Origin of the sequence: Stutzerimonas stutzeri KOS6, assembly GCF_000307775.2 — a bacterium.
In the GTDB taxonomy this organism is placed as follows: domain Bacteria; phylum Pseudomonadota; class Gammaproteobacteria; order Pseudomonadales; family Pseudomonadaceae; genus Stutzerimonas; species Stutzerimonas stutzeri_B.
This window is the reverse complement of sequence record NZ_KK020676.1, coordinates 2511246-2534248: the sequence shown is the minus strand read 5'-3', so window position 1 is coordinate 2534248 and position 23003 is coordinate 2511246. Positions and strand designations below refer to the sequence as shown.

Sequence of the window (23003 nt, the reverse complement as noted above, 5' to 3'; positions counted from 1 at the left end):
CCTTGCTTAGCGGATGCTAGGGCCAATGAAGCGGCTGTCGGCATCGTCGTTTATCGACTCGTCGTCTACCGAGCGAACATGGAAGACGATTTCATTGGTACTCGAGGGAAGATTCTCCGGTGCAATGGACAGCTCGACCGGAACGGTGACCAACTCGCCGGCCTCTGCACGAATTTCGTTGCGGCCCTCGTAGACCAGGCCTTCCAGTCCGGATGCTTCGATCACGAAGGTCTGCTCGCGCTGAGCCTTGTTCATCACCTTCAGGGTGTAGACGTTTTCGACATTGCCCTGCTCGTTCTCGCGGTACAGCACACGGTCCTTGAGGACATCCAGTTTAACCAGTGGCCGATCATACACGGCGTACGAGAACAGGCTCATCATGGCCAGCAGTGCTACCGCGTAGCCGATCAGGCGCGGGCGCACCAGGCGGGTCTTCTGGCCGGACAGATTGTGCTCGGTGGTATAGCTGATCAGCCCGCGCGGGTAGTTCATCTTGTCCATGATTGCATCGCACGCATCAATGCACGCGGCACAACCGATACATTCGATCTGCAGGCCGTCACGGATATCGATGCCGGTCGGGCAGACCTGGACGCACATGGTGCAGTCGATGCAGTCACCGAGGCCCATGGCCTTGTAATCGGCGTCCTTCTTGCGCGGGCCGCGCTTCTCGCCGCGGCGTGGATCGTAGGAGACGATCAGCGTGTCCTTGTCGAACATCACGCTCTGGAAGCGCGCATAGGGGCACATGTAGATGCACACCTGCTCGCGCAGGTAGCCTGCGCTGCCATAGGTGGCGAGGGTGAAGAAGCCGATCCAGAACGCCGCCCATCCATTCACGTTGAAGGTGAGCAGGTCCGGAACCAGTTGGCGGATCGGAGTGAAGTAGCCGACGAAGGTGATGGCGACCAGAATGCCGACGCCGATCCAGATCGCATGCTTGGCGAGCTTGCGGAGGAACTTGTTGGCGCTCATGGGCGCCTTGTCCAGTTTCATGCGCTGGTTGCGATCACCCTCGGTGATCTTCTCCGCCCACATGAACACCCAGGTGAAGACGCTTTGCGGGCAGGTGTAGCCGCACCAGACACGGCCGGCGAATACGGTGATGAAGAACAGGCCGAAGGCGCAGATGATCAGCAGCCACGACAACAGCATGAAGTCCTGGGGCCAGAAGGTTGCCCCGAAGATGTGGAATTTGCGTTCTGGCAGGTCCCACCAGACAGCCTGGCGGCCGTTCCAGTTGAGCCAGACGGTGCCGAAAAAGAGGATGAACAGCACTGCGCCGCCGACGCGTCGCAGGTTGCGAAACAGTCCGCTGAAGGCTCGGGTGTAGATCTTTTCACGCGCGGCGTAAAGGTCGCCGGAGGCGCCGGCCTTGGACGGGGGGGTTACATCACGAACGGGTATCTGCTGAGTCATGAAGTGCGTACCACGGCGGAAGGTGGGTGTCCTGGCCGATACGTGCCGACCAGGATCATTTTCTGTCCAGCTGCGAATGGTACGCCCGGAGCGTTGGGGTCGGGTGCGACAGGTCGTCACCCCCGACCCTGTGGATCACTGCTCCGGCTGCTGCGACAGGCTGTAGACGTAGGCTGCCAGCAAGTGCACCTTGTCATTGCCAAGGATTGCTTCCTGGGCCGGCATGCGGCCATTGCGACCGTAACGGAGGGTCTGCTGGATCTGGGCAAAGCTCGAACCATACAACCAGACATTGTCGGTCAGGTTCGGCGCGCCCATGGCTGCAACGCCCTTGGCTTCCGGTCCATGGCAGACTACACAGTTGGACGCGAAGATCTTTTGACCCTGCTCAATGTCCGCGTTAATACCCTCTGGGGTATCTCGGCCCGACAGGCTGCGTACGTAGCTGGCGACGTTGCGGATACCTTCTTCGCCGATTACGTCCTTCCATGCGGGCATGCCGGCCTGACGGCCATGCAGAATGGTCGTCTTGATGGTTTCCGGCTCACCGCCCCACAGCCAGTCGTTGTCGGTCAGGTTCGGGAAGCCGTACGCGCCTTTGGCGTCGGAGCCGTGGCAGACCGAGCAGTTGGAGGCAAACAGGCGTCCGCCCATCTTCAGCGCCTGCGGGTCCGCGGCAACTTCTTCCACCGGCATGGCAGCGTATTTGGCGTATAGCGGGCCATATTGCTCATTGGCCTTGTCCATCTCACGCTGCCATTCCTTGACCTGGGTCCAGCCACCTTCATAGCCAGGCAGAATGCCTTTCCAGTTGCCCAGGCCGGGATACAGCGCAAGATAGCCAAGCGCGAACACGACAGTGCCGACGAACAGCATGAACCACCAGCGCGGTAAGGGGTTGTCGTATTCCTCGATGCCGTCGTACGAATGGCCGACGGTTTCCTCTGTGCTGTCGGGGCGTTGTCCCTTGCGTGTCGCCAGCAGCAGCCAGACCAGCGCGGCAATGGTGCCGAGGCTTAGCAGGGTGACGTACCAACTCCAAAACGAGGTCATTTATTTCTTACTCCTGGAAGCTTCTTCATCACGCTTCTTGGCGTCGGTCTCGTCGTCTGCGAAGGGCAGGTTTGCTGCTTCGTCGAAGCTTTGCTTGCGTTTGCTGCTGTAGGCCCAGAGCACCACGCCGATGAAGGCGACGAATACCAGAATTGTGCCCAGGCCACGAAGAGTCCCGATTTCCATCATGCGTTACCGTTTGTTGGTGAGTGCAGTGCCGAGTACTTGCAGATAGGCCACCAGGGCGTCCATCTCGGTTTTGCCGCGAACGGCATCCCGGGCGCCGGCGATGTCCTTGTCGGTGTAGGGAACGCCAAGGGTACGCAGCGCCGACATCTTGTCGCCGGTGTGCTTGCCATCGAGGGTGTTCTCGACCAGCCACGGGTAGGACGGCATCTTCGACTCGGGCACTACGTTGCGCGGGTTGTACAGGTGCGCACGATGCCAGTCGTCGGAGTAGCGACCGCCGACGCGGGCCAGGTCCGGACCGGTACGCTTGGAGCCCCACAGGAACGGGTGGTCGTAGACGCTTTCGCCGGCAACGGAGTAGTGGCCGTAGCGTTCGGTCTCGGCACGGAACGGGCGTACCATCTGCGAATGGCAGCCGACGCAACCTTCACGGATGTACAGGTCACGGCCTTCGAGTTGCAGCGCGGTGTAGGGCTTCATGCCCTCGACCGGTTCGTTGACCGCGTCCTGGAAGAACAGCGGGACGATCTGGGTCAGACCGCCGATGCTCACGGCCAGGATCATGAACAGGGTCAGCAGACCGATGTTCTTTTCAAGTATTTCGTGGTTCTTCATCTATCCGTTTCCTCAAGCGATCTGCGCGGCAGCGTCGTACTGGGCTGGCTTGGTGGCACGCACAGTGCGCCAGGTGTTGTAGGCCATCAGCAGCATGCCGGCGAGGAAGAAGGCACCGCCAAGGGCACGGACCATGAAGCCGGGATGGCTGGCTTCCAGTGCTTCCACGAAGGAATAGGTCAAGGTGCCGTCTTCGTTGATCGCACGCCACATCAAACCCTGGGTGATGCCGTTGACCCACATCGAGGCGATGTAGAGCACGGTGCCGATGGTGGCCAGCCAGAAGTGCGCATTGATCAGGCCGATGCTGTGCATCTGCTCGCGACCGAACACTTTCGGGATCAGGTGGTACATGGAGCCGATGGTGATCATCGCCACCCAGCCAAGGGCACCGGCGTGTACGTGGCCGATGGTCCAGTCGGTGTAGTGGGAGAGGGCGTTGACGGTCTTGATGGCCATCATCGGACCTTCGAAGGTCGACATGCCATAGAAGGCCAGCGATACCACCAGGAAGCGCAGGATCGGGTCGGTGCGCAGCTTATGCCAGGCGCCCGAGAGGGTCATCATGCCGTTGATCATGCCGCCCCAGCTCGGTGCCAGCAGGATGATCGACATCACCATGCCCAGGCTCTGCGCCCAGTCCGGCAGTGCGGTGTAGTGCAGGTGGTGCGGGCCGGCCCAGATATACAGGGTTATCAATGCCCAGAAGTGGACGATCGACAGGCGATAGGAATACACCGGACGCTCGGCCTGCTTCGGCACGAAGTAATACATCATGCCCAGGAAGCCAGTGGTCAGGAAGAAGCCCACGGCGTTGTGGCCGTACCACCACTGCACCATCGCGTCGGTCGCACCCGAGTAGATCGAGTAGGACTTGAACAGGGTCACCGGGATTTCCATGTTGTTGACGATGTGCAGCATCGCCGTCACCAGGATAAAGGCGCCGAAGAACCAGTTGCCGACATAGATGTGCTTGGCCTTGCGCTTCATGATGGTGCCGAAGAAGACCAGCGCATAGCTGATCCAGACGATCGCCAGCAGGATATCGATCGGCCATTCCAGCTCGGCGTATTCCTTGGAACTGGTGAAGCCCTGCGGCAGGGTGATGACCGCCAGCACGATCACGGCCTGCCAACCCCAGAAGGTGAAAGCGGCGAGACCGTCGGAGAACAGCCGTGTCTGGCAGGTGCGCTGAACCACGTAGTAGGACGTGGCAAACAGCGCACAGCCACCGAAGGCGAAAATCACCGCATTGGTGTGCAAGGGTCGCAGACGGCCAAAGCTCGTCCATGGTAGATCGAAGTTGAGCCCGGGCCACACCAGCTGCGCGGCGATGAAGACACCCAGACCCATCCCAATGATTCCCCATATCACCGTCATGATGGCGAATTGGCGAACCACCTTATAGTTATAAGCAGTCTCACTTATTGCTGTGCTCATGCAAGGCTTCCACGCTAATGGCATTTTCGAAGGCAAAAACGGCGGCAAGTATGGAGAAAGCAGGGGGGCAATGCAAACGACGACACGGCTCCCTTTTCTCCCCAAAGCCCTGATTTCATGCGTTTTCCATGCGCTGCGCAGGGACGTTACGCACCCGGCCGGCGCGCAGGAATTGCGACTTCGCCTTGTGGTTCTAGGCAGGGCGGCGAGTCGGAAGCAAAGCTTAGGAGTGCAAGCGTAGAGGGGGAAGGGCGTCTGTCAGTTTGCGATGCGACAGATGGTCGCAGTGGTAAGAAGTTGCTCGGGAACAAGGCGGGAAGGGCGGTACCAGTGTACCGCCCTTTTCGGACTCACTGCTTGGCGAGTTGAGCCGGTTTTTGCGACAGGCTGTAAACGTAGGCGGCGAGCAGGTGGACCTTGTCCTCGCCCAGATACTGCTTCTGCGCAGGCATCTGACCGTTGCGGCCGTGACGAATGGTCTGCTGCAGTTGGGCCAGGCTCGAGCCATAGATCCAGCCGGAGGCGTGCTTGAGGTTGGGCGCGCCGAGTGCGGCCATGCCTTCGCCACCCTGGCCGTGGCAAACGGAGCAGGTCTGTGCGTAGACCTCTTTACCTTTGCCCAGGTCGGCGTCCGTGCCTTCCGGCAGCGGCAGGCCAGCGAGTTCCTGGCGGACGAAGGCGGCGACATTTTTCACGCTTTCTTCGCCGATTGCCTGGCCCCATGCCGGCATTGCCGCGATACGGCCATGCAGGATGGTGGTCTTGATCGACGCCGCATCACCACCCCAGCGCCAGTCCTGGTCGGCCAGGTTCGGGAAGCCCAGCGAACCCTTGGCATCGGAACCGTGGCAGATGGCGCAGTAGTTGGCGAACAGACGGGCACCCATTTTTACGGCTTGTTCGTCCTGGGCGACCTGTTCTACCGACATGGCAGCGTACTTGGCGAAGATCGGACCGTACTTCTTATCTGCCTGGGCGACCTCGCGCTCCCACTGCTTTTCCTGAGTCCAGCCACCTTCGTAGCCGGGCAGGACGCCCTTCCAGTTGCCCAGTCCTGGGTAAAGCACCAGATAGAGAATGCCGAACACCAGGGTGCCGATGAACAGCAGGAACCACCAGCGTGGCAGCGGGTTGTCGTATTCCTCGATGCCGTCGAAGGCATGTCCCATCGTCTTGTCGGTAGTGCCGGCGGACTCGCCCTTGCGGGTGGCGAAGATCAGCCAGAACAGAGCGACGATGGTGCCCAGCGTCAGCAGGGCGATGTATCCACTCCAGAAAGTGCTCATGTGCTACTCCTGGACAGCCCGAGCAACTCTGGCTGTCCGCGATTGAAGTCCCTGACGGCTGCTCGGCAGCCCGTCATTTCTTGGCTGTTATGACTCAGCGCTTGTTGGTAAGAGCCGTGCCGAGTACCTGCAGGTAGGCGACCATGGCATCCATCTCGGTCTTGCCCTTGACGGAGTCCTGAGCACCTGCGACGTCTTCGTCGCTATAGGGAACGCCGAGGGTGCGCAGCGCCGACATCTTCTTGGCGGTGTCCTTGCCGTCGAGGGTGTTTTCGACCAGCCACGGGTAGGACGGCATCTTCGACTCGGGCACTACGTTGCGCGGGTTGTACAGGTGCGCACGATGCCAGTCGTCGGAGTAGCGACCGCCGACGCGGGCCAGGTCCGGACCGGTACGCTTGGAGCCCCACAGGAACGGGTGGTCGTAGACGCTTTCGCCGGCAACGGAGTAGTGACCATAGCGCTCGGTCTCGGCACGGAAGGGGCGAATCATCTGCGAGTGGCAGCCGACGCAACCTTCACGGATGTACAGGTCACGGCCTTCGAGTTGCAGCGCGGTGTAGGGCTTCATGCCCTCGGCCGGTTCGTTGACCGCGTCCTGGAAGAACAGCGGGACGATCTGGGTCAGACCGCCGATGCTCACGGCCAGGATCATGAACAGGGCCAGCAGGCCTACGTTCTTCTCAAGTTTTTCGTGTTGTTTCATTTGTGTTGGCTCCTCAAGCGATCTGCGCGGCTGCGTCATACTCGGCCGGCTTGGCCGCTTGAACGGTGCGCCAGGTGTTGTAGGCCATCACCAGCATGCCGGCGAAGAAGATCGCACCACCGATCATCCGCACCACGAATCCGGGGTGGCTGGCTTCCAGTGCTTCGACGAAGGAGTAGGTCAAGGTGCCGTCGTCGTTGATCGCGCGCCACATCAGGCCCTGGGCGATACCGTTTACCCACATCGAGGCGATGTAGAGCACGGTGCCGATGGTGGCCAGCCAGAAGTGGGTGTTGATCAGGCCTACGCTGTGCATCTGGGCGCGACCGAACACTTTTGGAATCAGGTGATACAGCGCGCCGATGGATACCATCGCAACCCAGCCGAGGGCGCCGGCGTGTACGTGGCCGATGGTCCAGTCGGTGTAGTGCGACAGGGCGTTGACCGTCTTGATGGCCATCATCGGGCCTTCGAAGGTGGACATGCCGTAGAAGGCGAGCGAGACCACCAGGAAGCGCAGGATCGGGTCGCTACGCAGTTTGTGCCAGGCGCCCGAGAGGGTCATCATGCCGTTGATCATGCCGCCCCAGCTCGGCGCCAGCAGAATCAGCGACATCACCATGCCCAGGCTCTGCGCCCAGTCCGGCAGCGCTGTGTAGTGCAGGTGGTGCGGACCGGCCCAGATGTAGACGGTGATCAGTGCCCAGAAGTGGACGATCGACAGGCGATAGGAATACACCGGACGCTCGGCCTGCTTGGGCACGAAGTAGTACATGATCCCGAGGAAGCCCGCGGTCAGGAAGAAGCCCACCGCGTTGTGGCCGTACCACCACTGAACCATCGCATCGGTCGCGCCGGCATACAGCGAGTAAGACTTCATCGCGGTGACCGGGATTTCCAGGTTGTTGATGATGTGCAGAATCGCCACGGTCAGGATGAAGGCGCCGAAGAACCAGTTACCGACGTAGATATGCTTGACCTTGCGCGTCGCCAGCGTGCCGAAGAAGACGATCGCATAGGCCACCCAGACGATGGTGATCAGGATGTCGATCGGCCACTCCAGCTCCGCGTATTCCTTGGAGCTGGTGAAACCCAGCGGCAGGGAGATCGCGGCGAGCAGGATGACCAACTGCCAGCCCCAGAAGGTGAACGCGGCCAGTTTGGGCGCGAACAGGGTGGTTTGGCAGGTGCGTTGGACCGAATAGTAGGAGGTCGCGAACAGAGCACAGCCGCCGAAGGCGAAAATCACCGCATTGGTGTGCAATGGACGTAGACGGCCGAAGCTGGTCCAGGGGAGGTCGAAGTTCAGAAATGGCCAGGCCAATTGTGCTGCGATGAAAACGCCGAGCCCCATCCCGACGATTCCCCACACCACCGTCATGATGGCGAATTGGCGGACCACCTTGTAGCTGTAGGCGGTACTGGTTGCTGTGTTCATGTATGGGCTTCCATCCACGGGTAATGAGCAGTTTTTTTCTTTCTAATAGAAAGCGGGGCAAGGATGGGGAAAGGGCAATTTGGCGGTATTGACGCGGGTCAATACACACAAAGTGACAAAGGGCATCTCGTCAGATGGGATCTACCGCAGGGCGATACCCGGGCCAGCTTGATCCTGGCCCATGGTGCCGGTGCGCCGATGGACAGCCCGTTCATGGAACAATTGACCGGACGCCTTGCAGCATGCGGGATCGCGGTGTGTCGGTTCGAGTTTGCCTATATGGCGGCGCGGCGCATGGGCGCAGGCAGGCGGCCACCCAGTCCGCAGGCGCAGCTGCTCGCGCAGTGGCGGGAAGTCCACTCTCTGGTGCGACAGCAGGCCACAGGGCTGGTGGCGATCGGCGGCAAGTCCATGGGCGGGCGCATGGCCAGCCTGCTGGCCGATGAATTGGGTGCAGACGCCCTGGTGTGTCTGGGCTATCCGTTTCATCCTGCCGGCAAGCCGGAGAAGCCACGGGTGGCTCATCTGGCGACACTGCAGACGCCAACGCTGATCGTGCAGGGCGAACGTGATGCGCTGGGCAACTGCGAGACGGTGGCGCAGTATGTCCTGTCACCGATGATCAATCTGCACTGGCTCGCGGCCGCGGATCACGACCTCAAGCCCTTGAAGCGCTCCGGGCTTACCCATGATGGGCACCTGGATGGCGCCGCCGCGGCAATCGTGACGTTTCTTGGCAGCCAGATGTAATCCGCCGCTTGCAGCCGGCTGTCGATAGCGTTGCACCGGCCGCGGGCCAGGTATCAGCGGTTGAAGCGCTCTACCAGCAGGTATTGGGATTGCGCCGTCGCTGCCAGCGCCTCGCTGAGCAATGCCGAGCTGCGGGCATCGCCGGAAGTCTGCTCGGCCAAGTGGGCAATGGTGCTGACATTGCGGCTGATCTCGTTGGCAACGGCGCTCTGCTCCTCCGTGGCAGAGGCGATCTGTGAAGTCATGTCGATGATATTGCCCATCGCCTCGTTTATTCCACTCAGGGCCTGGTCGGCCTCGATCGCTTGGCCGACTCCCCGGGAAGCTTGGATGCGACCCTCTTCCGTCATGCTCACCGCATGGTGAGCCTGTGCTTGAAGCTTTGCGATCAGTTGGTGAATTTCGCTGGTGGCGGCGGTGGTGCGTTGCGCCAGTTGCCGCACCTCGTCGGCCACCACGGCGAAGCCGCGCCCGCTCTCCCCAGCTCTAGCGGCTTCGATTGCGGCATTGAGCGCGAGCAGATTGGTCTGGTCGGCAATGCTCTTGATCACGTCCACCACGCTGCCGATCGCCTCGCTGTCGCTCGCCAGCTGGTTGACTGCTTCACCGGTCTTGGTGACGGAGTCCGATAGTTGCTGGATCGCCGTGCGGGTTTCGGCAGTGACTTCGCGCCCCCGCACGGTGAGTCGGCTGGCTTCCCGAGTGGCATCGGCGGCCAGCGCCACATTGCTCGCTACCTCCTGGGTCGTCGCCGCCATCTCGTTGATGGCCGTGGCGACCTGCTCGGTTTCCTGATGCTGCTGGATCAGCCCATCGGCGCAGTTTTGCGCCAGGGTATCGGCTTGTCGCGCCTGTCCCTGAAGCTGCACGGCAGTATCCTGCAGGCGAGTCAGGCAGGTTTTCAGGTGCGCCTGCTGGCTGAGCATCGCCATTTCCAGCTGCGCCTCCACACCGCGGCTGTCAGTATACATGCACGCGATAAGCGGGTCGCTGGTGGCTTGTTGCGCCAGCTGAAGCAATCGCTTGAGGCCTCGTTGCTGCCATCGCACTCCGGCAAGGCCGAGCGGCACGGCCAACAACGCTGCACCGATGAAGCCAAAGGTATGATCGAAGGCTGTGCCTACCAGGAAACCGATCTGGCTGACGATCAGCAACGGCAGCCACTTGCTCAGCACTGGCAGCCAGACGTCACGATGCGGCACGCCGCTATTGCCAGCATTGATTCGGGCATACAGCGCCTCGGCACGCTCGACCTGCTCACGCGTCGGCTTGGTGCGCACCGACTCATAGCCGGTCACTTGTCGCTGCTGGTCGAGAATGGGTGTTACATAGGCGCTCACCCAGTAATGATCGCCATTCTTGCGACGGTTCTTGACGATCCCCATCCAGGGGCGGCCTTGCTTGAGCGTCTTCCACATGTGCTCGAACACGGCGGGCGGCACGTCCGGATGGCGCACCAGGTTGTGCGGGGCACGGATCAGCTCCTCGCGATCGAAGCCACTGACCTCGGCAAATATGTCGTTGCAGTAGGTGATCTGGCCCTTGAGGTCTGTCGTCGAGATGAGGCGTTGCTGGTCAGGAAAGGCGTGTTCACGCTGTGTTACGGGCAGGTTTTTACGCATCGGCATCACGCCTGAATAAAGATTTCGTGAGGGGGCGCGCCTGTGTTGTTGTACTGAGGCTCAGGCTGGCTAATTGATCGGCTGCGGCCGGGCGTTCTTGAATGAAAAAGCGCAGGGCGAGTCGGACGGCAGGTCCGGGCGCTGACCATGCCGAGCGGCATTGGCAAGAGGGTGGGCTTTGTACACGATGGCTGCCCAGACGGTTGGAGGGCAAAGGCCAAAGGGCAGCTGCCGGCACGACGTGATTCGTGCCGGCGCTTTGCTTTGTGTCTCAGCGTCCGATCAGTTGGCGAAGCACGTAGTGCAGGATTCCGCCAGCCTTGAAGTACTGCACTTCGTTGAGCGTATCGATGCGGCACAGCACCTGGAATGTGCTGCTCGAGCCGTCGGCGCGCCCCACTTCCACGGTCAGCAACTCGCGAGGCTTGAGGTCGACGCCGAGGCCGCGGATCGAAAGCTTCTCCGTGCCGTCCAGGCCCAGCGACTGGCGCGTCTGCTCACCGACGAACTGCAACGCCAGGACACCCATGCCGATCAGGTTCGAGCGGTGGATTCGTTCGAAACTCTCGGCAATCACAGCCTTGACGCCCAGCAGATTGGTGCCCTTGGCCGCCCAGTCCCGGCTCGAGCCTGTTCCGTATTCCTTGCCGGCGATCACCACCAGTGGCACGCCTTCGGCCTGGTAGCGCATCGCGGCGTCGTAGATGGAGAGTTTTTCGCCGCCTGGCTGGTACAGCGTATTGCCGCCTTCCTCGCCGCCGAGCATCTCGTTGCGGATGCGGATATTGGCGAAGGTGCCGCGCATCATCACTTCGTGGTTGCCGCGGCGCGAGCCGTAGGAATTGAAGTCTTCGGGCGCCACGCCCAGCGACTGCAGGTACAGGCCGGCCGGGGAGCTGGCTTTGATGTTGCCGGCCGGCGAGATGTGGTCGGTGGTGATCGAGTCGCCGAACACGGCCAGTACCCTGGCATTCTCGACGTCCGCAGGCGGCGCCGATGGCTGGCCGATGTCTTCGAAGTAGGGCGGGTTCTGCACATAGCTGGAGCCGGCGTTCCACTGATAGGTGTCGCCGGCGCTGACCGGAATCTTCTGCCAATGCTCGTCGCCGCTGAACACGTCGGCGTAGCGGCTACGGAACATTTCCCCGTCGATGCGTGCGACCGCCTCGGCGATCTCGGCGCTGCTTGGCCAGATATCCTTCAGATATACCGGCTGGTTGTGCGTGTCATGGCCCAGCGGTTCGTGGTCCATGTCGATGCGCGTGGTGCCTGCCAGGGCAAAGGCGACCACCAATGGCGGCGATGCGAGCCAGTTTGCCTTGACCAGCGGATGCACGCGGCCTTCGAAGTTGCGGTTGCCGGACAACACCGAGGAGACGATCAGGTCATTGTCGGTGATGGCCTCGCCTATGGCGTCCGGCAGTGGCCCCGAGTTGCCGATGCAGGTGGTGCAACCGTAGCCCACCAGGTTGAAGCCGAGTTCGTCCAGATAACGCGTCAGCCCGGCGCGTTCGAGGTAGTCGGTGACCACCTTCGAACCCGGCGCCAGGGAAGTCTTGACCCAGGGCTGGCGCTTGAGCCCTCGTTCCACCGCCTTCTTTGCGACCAGGCCCGCGGCCATCAATACGTTCGGATTCGAGGTGTTGGTACAGGACGTGATGGCAGCGATCACCACCGCCCCATGCTTGAGCGCAAAGTCTTCGCCCGCGACGGCATAGGGCGTATCGGTTTGCTGTTTGCGGCCGGCGGTTTCCAGCAGCAGATCGAAGTTTGCCCCGATGTCGCCGAGCGTTACCCGGTCCTGGGGCCGCTTGGGCCCGGCGACGGAGGGTCGGACCTGGCTCAAGTCCAGTTCCAGCGTCGCGCTGAAGAGCGGATCGGGCGAGTCGCTGTCGCGCCACATGCCCTGCGCCTTGCTGTATGCCTCGACCAGGGCGATGCGCTCTTCGTTGCGGCCGGTCAGGCGCAGGTAGTCGATGGTGATTTGATCGACGGGGAAGAAGCCGCAAGTGGCGCCGTACTCGGGCGCCATGTTGCCGATGGTGGCACGGTCGGCCAGCGGCAGGTGATCCAGCCCCGGACCATAGAATTCGACGAACTTGCCGACCACGCCGTGCTTGCGCAACATCTGCGTCACGGTCAGCACCAGATCGGTAGCAGTGACGCCTTCGTTCAGCTTGCCGGTCAGGCGGAAGCCGATCACTTCCGGGATCAGCATCGACACCGGCTGGCCGAGCATCGCCGCCTCGGCTTCGATACCGCCGACGCCCCAACCCAGTACACCGAGGCCGTTGATCATGGTGGTGTGTGAGTCGGTGCCGACCAGAGTGTCGGGATAGGCATAGGTTTCACCGTCTTCTTCCCGGGTCCAGACGACCTGGCCGAGATATTCAAGATTCACCTGATGGCAAATGCCGGTACCCGGTGGTACCACGCTGAAGTTGTCGAAGGCCTGCTGGCCCCAGCGCAGGAACTCGTAGCGCTCGCCATTGCGCTGCATCTCGATATCGACATTCTGCGCGAACGCCTGGGGGCTGCCGAAACGGTCGACCATCACCGAGTGGTCGATCACCAGGTCGACCGGCGACAGCGGGTTGATCTTCTGTGGATCGCCTCCTGCCTTGGCCACGGCGTCACGCATCGCGGCCAGGTCCACGACTGCCGGCACGCCGGTAAAGTCCTGCATCAGTACGCGGGCGGGGCGGTACTGGATTTCCTGCTCGGAGCTGCGGGTCTGCAGCCAGCGCGCAAGTGACTTCAGGTCGTCGGAGCGCACCGTTACGTCATCTTCCCAGCGCAGCAGGTTCTCCAGCAGTACTTTCAGTGAAGTCGGCAGGCGGCTGATATCGCCCAGCTGGGCTGCGGCGTCGGGGAGGCTGTAATAGTGGTAGGTGCTGCCGGCGACTTCGAGGCGGCGACGACAGTTCAGGCTATCCAGGGACGGCATTGCGCTCTCCTTATGCCCGCACGGTACGGGCTGGCTGGTGACTGAGAGTCTTGAAACTAGACCTTCGAGAGGGGTTTCGCTAGTGCACTGGACCGGACCATGCAGGCGAGGGTTCCCCCGGTCGGCTATCATGCGCGGCTTTGGCGCAGGTCCGACTGCCGACAGGATTCAAACATGAATACATTGCTGCTGCATTGCCGCCCCGGTTTCGAAGGCGAGGTCTGCGCGGAAATCAGCGAACATGCCGCCACGCTCGAGGTCGCCGGCTATGCCCGGGCGCGGCCGGACAGCGCCTGCGCCGAGTTCGTCTGCGCTGATGCCGCCGGTAGCGAGCGATTGATGCGCAAGCTGCGTTTCGCCGAGCTGATCTTTCCGCGGCAATGGGCGCGTGGAGCCTATCTGCAACTTCCTGAAACGGATCGCATCAGTGTGCTGCTGGCGCATCTGGCGAGCTACCCGGTGTGCAGCGGCCTGTGGCTGGAGGTGCTGGATACTAATGACGGCAAGGAGCTCTCCAATTTCTGTCGAAAATTCGAGGCACCGTTACGCAAGGCGCTGATCAAGGCCGGCCGACTGGACGAGCAGGGCAATGGTCCGCGCCTGCTGCTGACCTTCAAGAGCGGCCGGGAAGTGTTCGCCGGCATCGCCGAAGCGCGCAACAGTGCGCTATGGCCGATGGGCATACCGCGCCTGAAGTTTCCGCGCCAGGCGCCAAGCCGTTCCACGCTGAAGCTGGAGGAGGCCTGGCACCACTTCATCCCGCGTGACCAGTGGGATGCGCGGCTGGCGGCGGGCATGACCGGCGTCGATCTCGGCGCAGCGCCGGGCGGCTGGACCTGGCAACTGGTCAACCGGCATATCAAGGTCAGCGCCGTGGACAACGGCCCGATGAACGCCGAACTGATGGATTCCGGCCTGGTTGAGCATTTTCGTGCCGACGGCTTCACCTTCCGCCCGCGCAAGCCGGTCAACTGGATGGTCTGCGACATCGTCGAAAAGCCGGCGCGCAACGCGGCGCTCCTGGAAACCTGGATCGGCGAGGGCCTGTGCCGGGAGGCGGTGGTCAATCTCAAGCTGCCGATGAAGCAGCGCTATGCCGAGGTGAAACGCTTGCTGGAGCGCATCGCCGACGGACTGGCGGAGCGCGGAGTGAAGGCCAGTATCGGCTGCAAGCAGCTGTATCACGATCGCGAGGAAGTGACCTGCCATCTGCGTCGCCTCTGACGGGTGACCTCCCGACCCATCTGCGCGACAATGCCGACCTGTTTTCCGGAGCCTGCGATGACCCGATCAGCCGAAATGACAGCCGATGCCGTACTCGATGCCAGCGGCCTGAATTGCCCCGAGCCGGTAATGATGCTGCACAACAAGGTGCGTGACCTGGCCAGCGGTGCCTTGCTCAAGGTCATCGCCACCGACCCGTCGACCCAGCGCGACATTCCCAAGTTCTGCATCTTTCTCGGCCACGATCTGGTCGAGCAGCAGGAAGCCTCGGGTACCTACCTCTACTGGATTCGCAAGAAGAGCGAGTAAGGCCGGCGGCGCCATGTGCCGCTCAGGATATCTCCTCGCTCGCGCCACGCGCCTGCTGGCGCCGCCACATGCGCAGCAGCCAACGCCAGGCGATCCAGCCGCCGCCGATCAGGTAGATCAGGCCGCCTGGTACCCACATGATCAGCCCGGCCAGTTGCTGGTCTTGCACTGATCGACCTTCGCCATAGAACGACGTCGTGCCGAAGGTGAGCAGGGCGCCCAGCAGGCCGGTATGCATCAGGGTCAGCAATACGGCCATCAGCGCCTGTGGTACCTGCTTCGGATTGGCGCGAAAGGCCGACCACCAGAACAGCCAGCCGGTGAACAGGAAACAGGCATGCTCGAAGGCGTGCCACCAGAGGTTGTCCAGCGCCAGCACATAGAGCTTCGGTGTATGCCAGATCCAGATCACCGCACCATGCAGCAAGGCCAGCAGGGTCGGATAGCGTCCTGCGCGCAAGATGGCAGTCCATACGGGCCTGGCCAGGCGGCCGGTCACACCGCGCCATTGCGGTAGCGGGCGGGCAAGCGCCCACAATGGCGCGATCACGATGATGAACAGCATGTGCTGGGTCATGTGCCAGCTGGTGCTGCTTTCCGCCCAGTCGTCGATGGGACCGAATACGGCGAACACGACCAGCAGCATGGCGCTGTGAAAGCACAGCGCTTCGTGACGCCGTGGCGGCACCTTGCGTGCGCCGACCACGTAAAGCAGCCAGGCTGTCGCCACCAGCAGAGCCGTGAGCAGCAGTGGTGCGCGGGCGAGCAGGTGGGCATCGAACAGTCCGTGGGCATGGACCGGAGCGGGCAGGATGAGCGCGGCCAGCGCTGAAACGGCGGCCCAGCGCATCGGGGAGCGGCCTACAGGCATGGCGGAATCTGCAGCAGCGGAATGCCGACGAACAGGGTGGCCAGCGCCGCGATGAAATGAATACCGGTGGCAATCCTGGTGACGAACTGCTGGCGTTCGTTCAACTGCTCCGGCGCACGCGACAGGCGCCAGAAGTAGCGTGCCATCCACAGCAGGAGCCCGAGCGTTATCAGGGTCAGCATACCGAGGCTGCCATTCAGCCAGTTCCATACGCCCTGTGCCGGGTCGGGCGGGCTGACCTTGCAGGCCACTGCTTGGCCACCATACATCGCGACGAACCACAGGCTCCAGATGATCAGCCCGATGGGGATCTGGATCGGATGGTAGGGCGAGGTGCGCGCATATTTCATGAGGGACCTCCCCATGTCGCCGGAAACAGCACGATGGCCGCATAGCTGATCCACAGCACGCCGAGGTTGTAGTACCAGAGCTGCTCGACCACGACGGGCTCGTACGGCGCCTTGTCGCCCACGTAGCCGAGCGCTACCCGCCATGCTTGTAGGCCGGTTAGCACGGCAGCCAGGGTGCAATGGATCAGGTTGTACGCCAGCATCACGAAGATCACCGCATCGTGGGCGGTTTCGGTCGGCGCCAGCCCCGCCGACAGCAGCAGCCAGAGCAGCATGGCCGACTGCGCCAGCGCCACCAACGCCAGCAGCACGAGCTGTGACATCAGTCCGCGGTGGATGCCTGCCCGCAGGCGCTTGATCAAAAGGTGCAGCCAGAGCGTCCCGGCACTGAGCAACAATGCGCTGGCCAGCATCAGCCAGCCATTCAATTCGCTATCGGGCACCTGCCATTGCGGCGAAACGGTCCACAGGTAGAACCAGCCGAACAGCAGCGACAGGTACAGTGCACCGTTGGCCAGCAGCGTTACGCCCATGCCCCACAGGCCGGGGCCATCGAACGTGCGCGAGTGCAACGGCGGTTCGCCGGGTTGGGTATGCGCGTCCGGGGCTGCAGCCGGGTGCGCACCGTTATCCCACGACCAGCGCAGCAGCACGATCAGCGTGGCCACGGTGGCGATGATGGCGATGATATAGGCTTTGTTCAGCAGACTCAGGCAGAGCACGGCGAGGAACACCGCGGCAATGAACGGCAGCCAGCTGTTGCCCGGAAGATGGATGATCTCGCGCACCTTGCCGGTCAGTGGATCGCTGCCCCAGGTTTCCCGCCGACCGTGGTCGATCACCGTCAGCGAATGTTCGCCGCGGGCGATGCTGTCGGGCAGGTCCGGGTCTTTCCAGAGCGGATGGCGCTCTGTCACATCGGGCAGGCTGACGAAGTTGTACGCGCTGGGCGGCAGGCTGGTAGCCCACTCCAGCGTGTCGGCTTGCCAGGGGTTTTTCGGTGCCGGAATGCCGAAGCGGAAGTGCAGAATAATATCCAGCAGGATGGTGGCCACGCCCACTGCCATGATGAAGCTGCCGACCGACGACACCAGGTTGGGCATGTCCCAGCCCAGGCCCGTGTCGTAGGTATAGACCCGGCGCGGCATACCGATCAGGCCGGTCCAGTGCATGATCATGAAGGTCACGTTGAAGCCGACGAAGAACAGCCAGAAACCCCAGCGGCCGAGCTTCTCCGATGGCATGCGCCCGGAGAAGTGTGGCAGCCAGTAATACAGGCCAGCCATCAGCGGGAAGACCATGCCGCCGACCAGCACGTAGTGCATGTGCGCGACGACGAAATGGGTGTCATGCACCTGCCAGTCGAACGGCACCAGCGCCAGCATCACACCGGTCAGGCCGCCAGCAACGAAGACGATCAGGAAGCCCACCAGCCAGAGCATTGGCACCTTGTATACCGGTTTGCCGAGCCAGAGCGTCGCCAGCCAGGCGAAGATCTGCACCCCGGTGGGAATCGCCACCAGCATGCTCGCCGCGGAGAAGAAGGCCGTGGCCAGTTGCGGGATGCCCACGGTGAACATGTGATGCACCCACAGCCCGAAGCTGATGAAGCCGGTGGTCAGCACGCCCAGCACGACCCAGCGATAGCCCACCAGCGGGCGCTGGCAGAACACCGGGATCAAGGTCGAGACGATGCCGGCGCCGGGCAGGAAGATGATGTACACCTCGGGGTGGCCGAACAGCCAGAACAGGTGCTGCCAGAGCACCGGGTCGCCGCCGCGGGCGACATCGAAGAAAGGCATGTCGGCGGCCCGCTCCAGCTCCAGCAGGATGGAACCGAGGATCAGTGGCGGAAAGCCGACGACGATCATCATCGCCATGACCAGGATGTACCAGGCGTACAGCGGCATCTTGTGCAGCGCCATGCCGCTGGTGCGCGTGCGCAAAATCGATACCACCAGCTCGACGCCGGCGGACACCGCGGAAATCTCGACGAAGGTGATGCCCAGCAGCCAGAAGTCCGAATTCACTCCCGGCGTATGCGCCGAGCTGGACAACGGCGTGTACATGAACCAGCCGGCCTTGGGCGCGACGTCGAGGAAGATGCTCGACAGCAGGATCAGTCCGCCGAACAGGTAGCAGTAGTAGCCCAGTGCGGACAGGCGGGGGAATATCAGGTCCCGGGCGCCGATCATCTTCGGGATCAGGTAGACCGCCAGACCTTCCATCATCGGTACGGCGAAGAGAAACATCATCACCGTGCCGTGCATGGTGAAGACCTGGTTATAGACATCCGGCTCCATCAACTCGTAGCCGGGCAGGGCGAGCTGGGTGCGGATGAGCATGGCCAGCAGGCCACCGACCAGAAAGAAGAAGGCGCCGGTGACCAGGAAGCGCAGCCCGATGCTGGTGTGGTTGACGATGGTCAGCGCGCGCCAGCCACGTGGGTTGCCCCAGACCTCGTTGAACTGATCGTGGAGCTGGTCTGGATCGGTGGCAGGCACACCGCGGTTGTGAGTCGGGGTCATGGAGCGAGCGTCTCCAGCCAGTCGGCAATCTGGGCGAGTGTTTCTTCGGGGATGTCGTCGTGGCGTGGCATGGCGTTGCCGTGCTTGAGACTCTGGTGATCGCGCAGCCAGCGGCGCAGACCTTCGCTGTCATTGGCAATCACGCCTGCACCCAGTGTTGGGCGTGTCGCAAGGTCGCTCAGGTCCGGTGCGCGACTGCCCGCGCTGACGCCGGCGACGCGATGGCATTGTCCGCAGCGCTCATCGAATACCCGGCCGGCATCGCCGGTCGGTGCCTGGTGTTCGCGCCCGGCGCGGGCTTCGATCCAGCTGGCAAAGGCGTCGGGCTGCAACGCCTCGACGTGCAAGATCATGTGCGCATGCTGGCTGCCGCAGAACTCCGAGCATTGTCCGCGGAACACTCCGGGCCTGGCCGCCTCCAGGCGCAGCGTGTTGGTCCGGCCGGGAACCATGTCCAGCTTGCCGCCCAGGCGCGGCACCCAGAACGAGTGGATCACGTCGGCGCTGGTGACCTCCACGTCCACCGGGCGATCGATCGGTAGGATGAACTGGTTGGCCGTCACCACGCCGCTTTCCGGGTAGCGCACCTCCCACCACCATTGGTGACCGATGACCTGGATGAGCAACGGTTGCTCGCCATCGACCGGCAGCGGCAGCATGCCGCGCCCGGTGGGAATGCCGAAGGCGAGCAGGGCGATGATACTGGCGGTCGGCAAGATGATGCCGCCGCCGATGATCCAGCGCTGGTTGATCCGTTTGGCTTGTTCGGCAGTATGTGTTTTCGGGCGGCGCAACATGGCATAGATCCATAGCGTACTCACCACCAGCAGCACCACCACGGAAAAGCCGAACATCGCCCACCAGACGTTCGCCACGTCGCGGGCCATCGGCCCTGCCGGTGAAAGCGCCGACTGCGGGCCTTCGCAACCCGCCAGCAAAGGAACTGCCAGCGCCAGCGTGGTCCATTTGAAAGGGTTGCCGTCTCGTCTCGTTGGCTGGGCGGCCCGTTTCACTTCAGTGCCTGGGAGGGCCGGATGGCCACAGACCGCCAGTCCATCAACAGCAACGCCGCAATTGGCGGCCATCCACTGCATCCGATGATGATCCATTTCCCGGTCGCCGCACTCATCGGCCTGGTCCCGGCGGACCTTGCCTATCTGTGGACGCTCGACGAATTCTGGTGGCGTGCCGGATTGTGGCTGTCCGGAGTGGGGGCGATCGGCGGCTGGGTCGCCAGCATCGCCGGCGTGATCGATCTGGTGACCGTCCAGCAGATCCGGCGCAAGGTCACCGCCTGGTGCCATGCAATCCTCGCAGTCATGATGCTCTCGCTGGCGTCGCTGAACTGGCTGCTGCGCTATCAGGGGATGGACCGCGCCGACATTGACGCCATGTGGGGGCTGTACCTGTCGTTGCTCACTGCCGTGCTGATCTCGTTGGCCGCGTTTCTCGGTGGCCGCCTGGTCTATGAGCATGCGGTGGGCGTGGACATCGAGGGCGAGGGGCCGTGAGCGCCGGCGCCTCGCGGTCACCAGTAGGCTGCCGAGGCGGCGCAGGAGATAAGCGAATCGGGCCTGAGGGTCGGTCATGCGAGGCGGTCATTCCTTGAGTCAGAAGGGTTTGGCCAGTACCAGCCACAGGGTCATGGCGATCAGCACGGGCACCATCACGCCCAATGTGATGCACTGGTATGTGACGCCACGCTCCGGCTCACGTTCGATGCGCAGGACGAGAACGCCGCATAGCGCATGACAGAGCGCCATGCCCGTGACCATCGTGAGTTTCATGATCAGCCAGCCGGCCAGGGTGCCGTCACGCAGGAACAGCGCCGTGCCGGAACCGATCGCCAGCAGCGCGGCGGGCGTGCTGATGAGGGTAAAGACCATACGGGTAAGGTGCGCATGATCGCGGTAGAAGAGCTGGTCGCTACGCCTGGTGCCTGCGGCGATCAGCGCCGGCAGGTAGAGCAGCGAGCCGCACCAGCAGAGCAGGGCGGCGAAGTGCAGCAGTTTGAGCAAGGGCATGCCGTTCTCCATCCTGCCTGATGCGAATCTGAGGATGTGACAGCCCAGCCTGCGGGCAGTTCGTGATCGTTCGGCGAGGCGGCCGGCCCGCCCTGCGAAAGGGCATGGCAGACGGGTTCAGGCGTCGCCTTGCTCACTCTGTTGCGTCGTGCTCGCGGCGCTCGAACAGCTGGCTGCCGCAGCGGCTGCAGAAGGCGGCATTGGCTTCGTGGGTAAGCTTGTCGCAACTCGGGCAGCTATGACGCAAGCTGTCCTGACGCGCTGCGTTGGCCAGTTCGGCAGTGAAGATGCCGGTGGGCACGGCAATGATCGAGTAACCGGTGATCATCACCATGGTCGCCAGGGCCTTGCCCAGCGGGGTGTGGGGAACGATATCGCCGAAACCGACGGTGGTCAGGGTGACCACCGCCCAGTAGATGCTGATCGGGATGCTGGTAAAACCATTGCTCGGGCCCTCGATCACGTACATCAGGGTGCCGTAGACGACAATCAGCGTGGTGACGCTGAGCAGAAAGACAGTGATCTTCTGTCGGCTGCCTTGCAGGGCGACCAGAAGGAGGTTGGCCTGACTCAGGTAGGGTGTGAGCTTGAGCACGCGGAAAATCCGTAGCATGCGGATGACACGCACTACCAGCAGGTACTGCGCGTCGGGCAGCAGCAGGGCGAGGAACGCGGGAAGAACCGAAAGCAGGTCGACCGCGCCGTAGAAGCTGAAGATGTACTTGCGCGGCTCGGGGTGCGTATAGATGCGCAGCACGTATTCGGCGGCGAAGATAATCGTGAAAGCCCATTCCAGGCCGGTCAGCAGTTGGCCGTATCGCTGGTTGTACGAGGCGATGCTGTCGAACATCACCACCACCAGGCTGGCCAGGATGACCACCAGCAGCCAGGTGTCGAAGCGCTTGCCGGCCGGGGTATTGGTAAAAAAGATGATGGTGTACAGCCGCTCGCGCCAGCTCATCGCTTCCAGGGAGTCGTTATCCATTCGCTATGCTCTCTCGCATTGGGGCAGGTCGAGCCGCTTGCCTGCCAAAACGGCTCATTAAAGCATTGCGGTCGTCCAGCTGCATGTCTCGCTGTGGCACTTGCTGCGCGCCGCTGGTAACGTCACTTTGCCTGATCCGCTTTAAGCGCATAATCTGAACACAGGCGCAGCCAGCAGTTGGAGAGTTCAATGCCCGATTCCCAGTTGGTCGACCCGTTCGGCCGGCGCATCACCTACCTGAGGTTGTCGGTAACCGACCGCTGCGATTTTCGCTGTACCTATTGCATGAGCGAGGACATGGTCTTCGCGCCGCGCGCGCAGATACTCACTCTCGAAGAACTCTATGCCGTAGCCGATGCATTTATCAGCCTCGGTGTCAAACGCATCCGTGTGACCGGCGGCGAGCCTCTGGTGCGCAAGGGGGTTGCGGGGCTGCTCGCACAACTTGGCGCACGCGAGGAGCTGGAGGATCTTGCGATCACTACCAACGGTTCGCAGCTACCGGTACTGGCTTCGACGCTGCGCGACGCAGGCGTCAAGCGTCTCAACATCAGTCTTGACTCGCTCAGGCGTGATCGCTTTGCCGAACTGACCCGGCGCGACCAGCTGGGCCAGGTATTGGAAGGCATCGAAGCCGCACGCCGGGCCGGTTTCACTCGCATCAAGCTCAATAGCGTGGTGCAGAAAGGGCGCAACGATGACGAAATCCTCGACCTGGTGGATTTCGCTATCGAACGAGGCCTCGACATCAGCTTCATCGAGGAAATGCCGCTGGGTAGCGTTTCCAGCCATCAACGGCAGATCACCTTCTGTTCCAGCGACGAGGTGCGCGAACGTATCGAGGCGCGTCATGCGCTGGTGCGCAGCAGCCATGCCACGGGGGGGCCGTCGCGCTACTGGCAGGTCGCTGGCAGCGAGACGCAGATCGGCTTCATCTCGCCGCACAGCAACAATTTCTGCGGCAGCTGCAACCGTGTGCGGGTGACCGCCGAAGGCAAGCTCGTGCTATGCCTCGGGCACGAAGGCGCGCTCGATCTGAAAAGCCTGATGCGCCGTCATCCGGGTGACGGCGAGCGATTGCGCAATGCCCTGATGGAGGCCCTGCAGCTCAAGCCGGAGAAGCATCATTTCCGCACCGACGAGCAAGTCCAGGTGGTGCGCTTCATGAGCATGACGGGCGGTTAGCGAGCCGTCGTACTGGCTGAGCGCTGCTTCAGTTCCGTTGCCCTCGCGGCTGCGGTTCTGTG

General features: G+C 62.4%; 21 protein-coding genes. 5 read left to right on the top strand and 16 right to left on the bottom strand.

Annotated elements, in window-relative coordinates:
- Window positions 1–6: 6 nt before the first annotated feature.
- From ccoG to ccoN (B597_RS39580), 8 genes are all read right to left on the bottom strand, one after another.
- Window positions 7–1419 (bottom strand): cytochrome c oxidase accessory protein CcoG, encoded by a 1413-nt coding sequence (gene ccoG, locus B597_RS39615; RefSeq protein ID WP_003294841.1) that lies wholly within the window; start codon window positions 1417–1419, stop codon window positions 7–9.
- Window positions 1420–1554: 135 nt separating this feature from the next.
- The gene (ccoP, locus tag B597_RS39610) at window positions 1555–2472 is read right to left on the bottom strand and encodes a cytochrome-c oxidase, cbb3-type subunit III (RefSeq protein ID WP_003294839.1); all 918 of its coding nucleotides are present in this window, start codon (window positions 2470–2472) and stop codon (window positions 1555–1557) included.
- Window positions 2473–2658 (bottom strand): CcoQ/FixQ family Cbb3-type cytochrome c oxidase assembly chaperone, encoded by a 186-nt coding sequence (locus tag B597_RS39605; RefSeq protein WP_003294837.1) that lies wholly within the window; start codon window positions 2656–2658, stop codon window positions 2473–2475.
- Window positions 2659–2664: 6 nt separating this feature from the next.
- Window positions 2665–3276, bottom strand: coding sequence for a cytochrome-c oxidase, cbb3-type subunit II (ccoO, locus tag B597_RS39600; protein ID WP_003294836.1), 612 nt, complete (start codon window positions 3274–3276; stop codon window positions 2665–2667).
- 12 nt (window positions 3277–3288) lie between these two features.
- Complete coding sequence (ccoN, locus tag B597_RS39595) at window positions 3289–4716, bottom strand: cytochrome-c oxidase, cbb3-type subunit I (protein ID WP_003294835.1); 1428 nt, start codon at window positions 4714–4716, stop codon at window positions 3289–3291.
- A gap of 350 nt (window positions 4717–5066) precedes the next feature.
- Window positions 5067–6002, bottom strand: coding sequence for a cytochrome-c oxidase, cbb3-type subunit III (gene ccoP / locus B597_RS39590; protein WP_003294833.1), 936 nt, complete (start codon window positions 6000–6002; stop codon window positions 5067–5069).
- Between the two features lie 94 nt (window positions 6003–6096).
- Window positions 6097–6708, bottom strand: coding sequence for a cytochrome-c oxidase, cbb3-type subunit II (gene ccoO / locus B597_RS39585; RefSeq protein ID WP_003294832.1), 612 nt, complete (start codon window positions 6706–6708; stop codon window positions 6097–6099).
- Window positions 6709–6721: 13 nt separating this feature from the next.
- A complete protein-coding gene (gene ccoN / locus B597_RS39580) occupies window positions 6722–8146 on the bottom strand; it encodes a cytochrome-c oxidase, cbb3-type subunit I (RefSeq protein ID WP_003294831.1) in 1425 nt (474 codons plus the stop codon).
- Between the two features lie 63 nt (window positions 8147–8209).
- Here ccoN (B597_RS39580) and B597_RS39575 point away from each other — a divergent pair, with 63 nt between their 5' ends.
- A complete protein-coding gene (locus B597_RS39575; protein ID WP_024162341.1) occupies window positions 8210–8896 on the top strand; it encodes an alpha/beta family hydrolase in 687 nt (228 codons plus the stop codon).
- Window positions 8897–8949: 53 nt separating this feature from the next.
- On the opposite strand, the gene B597_RS39570 is transcribed toward B597_RS39575, so the two are convergent.
- On the bottom strand, window positions 8950–10518 hold the full coding sequence (locus B597_RS39570; RefSeq protein WP_003294828.1) for a methyl-accepting chemotaxis protein: 1569 nt from the start codon (window positions 10516–10518) through the stop codon (window positions 8950–8952).
- A 271-nt stretch (window positions 10519–10789) separates the two neighbouring features.
- Window positions 10790–13465 (bottom strand): aconitate hydratase AcnA, encoded by a 2676-nt coding sequence (gene acnA, locus B597_RS39565; protein WP_003294826.1) that lies wholly within the window; start codon window positions 13463–13465, stop codon window positions 10790–10792.
- Between the two features lie 174 nt (window positions 13466–13639).
- Here acnA and rlmM point away from each other — a divergent pair, with 174 nt between their 5' ends.
- Together rlmM and tusA are read left to right on the top strand one after the other, a co-directional pair.
- Window positions 13640–14689, top strand: coding sequence for a 23S rRNA (cytidine(2498)-2'-O)-methyltransferase RlmM (gene rlmM, locus B597_RS39560; RefSeq protein WP_003294824.1), 1050 nt, complete (start codon window positions 13640–13642; stop codon window positions 14687–14689).
- Between the two features lie 57 nt (window positions 14690–14746).
- Window positions 14747–14998, top strand: coding sequence for a sulfurtransferase TusA (tusA, locus tag B597_RS39555; protein ID WP_003294823.1), 252 nt, complete (start codon window positions 14747–14749; stop codon window positions 14996–14998).
- A 22-nt stretch (window positions 14999–15020) separates the two neighbouring features.
- Here the strand turns inward: tusA and B597_RS39550 are convergent, their stop codons facing one another.
- Genes B597_RS39550 through coxB form a run of 4 tightly spaced genes read right to left on the bottom strand, consistent with a single transcriptional unit; the run spans window position 15021 to window position 19634 of the window.
- A complete protein-coding gene (locus B597_RS39550) occupies window positions 15021–15848 on the bottom strand; it encodes a cytochrome c oxidase assembly protein (RefSeq protein ID WP_003294822.1) in 828 nt (275 codons plus the stop codon).
- A gap of 11 nt (window positions 15849–15859) precedes the next feature.
- Window positions 15860–16219, bottom strand: coding sequence for a hypothetical protein (locus tag B597_RS39545; RefSeq protein ID WP_003294821.1), 360 nt, complete (start codon window positions 16217–16219; stop codon window positions 15860–15862).
- Window positions 16216–18747 carry a cytochrome c oxidase subunit I gene (gene ctaD / locus B597_RS39540; protein ID WP_003294820.1) on the bottom strand — a complete coding sequence of 844 codons (2532 nt, stop codon included), beginning with the start codon at window positions 18745–18747 and terminating at the stop codon, window positions 16216–16218. The genes B597_RS39545 and ctaD overlap by 4 nt, the downstream gene beginning before the upstream one ends.
- On the bottom strand, window positions 18744–19634 hold the full coding sequence (gene coxB / locus B597_RS39535; RefSeq protein ID WP_003294818.1) for a cytochrome c oxidase subunit II: 891 nt from the start codon (window positions 19632–19634) through the stop codon (window positions 18744–18746). The genes ctaD and coxB overlap by 4 nt, the downstream gene beginning before the upstream one ends.
- Window positions 19635–19781: 147 nt before the next feature.
- Here coxB and B597_RS39530 point away from each other — a divergent pair, with 147 nt between their 5' ends.
- Window positions 19782–20258 (top strand): DUF2231 domain-containing protein, encoded by a 477-nt coding sequence (locus B597_RS39530; RefSeq protein WP_024162340.1) that lies wholly within the window; start codon window positions 19782–19784, stop codon window positions 20256–20258.
- A 99-nt stretch (window positions 20259–20357) separates the two neighbouring features.
- On the opposite strand, the gene B597_RS39525 is transcribed toward B597_RS39530, so the two are convergent.
- Together B597_RS39525 and B597_RS39520 are read right to left on the bottom strand one after the other, a co-directional pair.
- Window positions 20358–20771: a CopD family protein gene (locus B597_RS39525; RefSeq protein ID WP_003294814.1), complete on the bottom strand. Its 414-nt coding sequence runs from the start codon at window positions 20769–20771 to the stop codon at window positions 20358–20360.
- 133 nt (window positions 20772–20904) lie between these two features.
- Window positions 20905–21756 carry an ion transporter gene (locus B597_RS39520; protein ID WP_003294812.1) on the bottom strand — a complete coding sequence of 284 codons (852 nt, stop codon included), beginning with the start codon at window positions 21754–21756 and terminating at the stop codon, window positions 20905–20907.
- A 189-nt stretch (window positions 21757–21945) separates the two neighbouring features.
- Here B597_RS39520 and moaA point away from each other — a divergent pair, with 189 nt between their 5' ends.
- The gene (gene moaA, locus B597_RS39515) at window positions 21946–22941 is read left to right on the top strand and encodes a GTP 3',8-cyclase MoaA (RefSeq protein WP_024162339.1); all 996 of its coding nucleotides are present in this window, start codon (window positions 21946–21948) and stop codon (window positions 22939–22941) included.
- Window positions 22942–23003 lie beyond the last annotated feature (62 nt).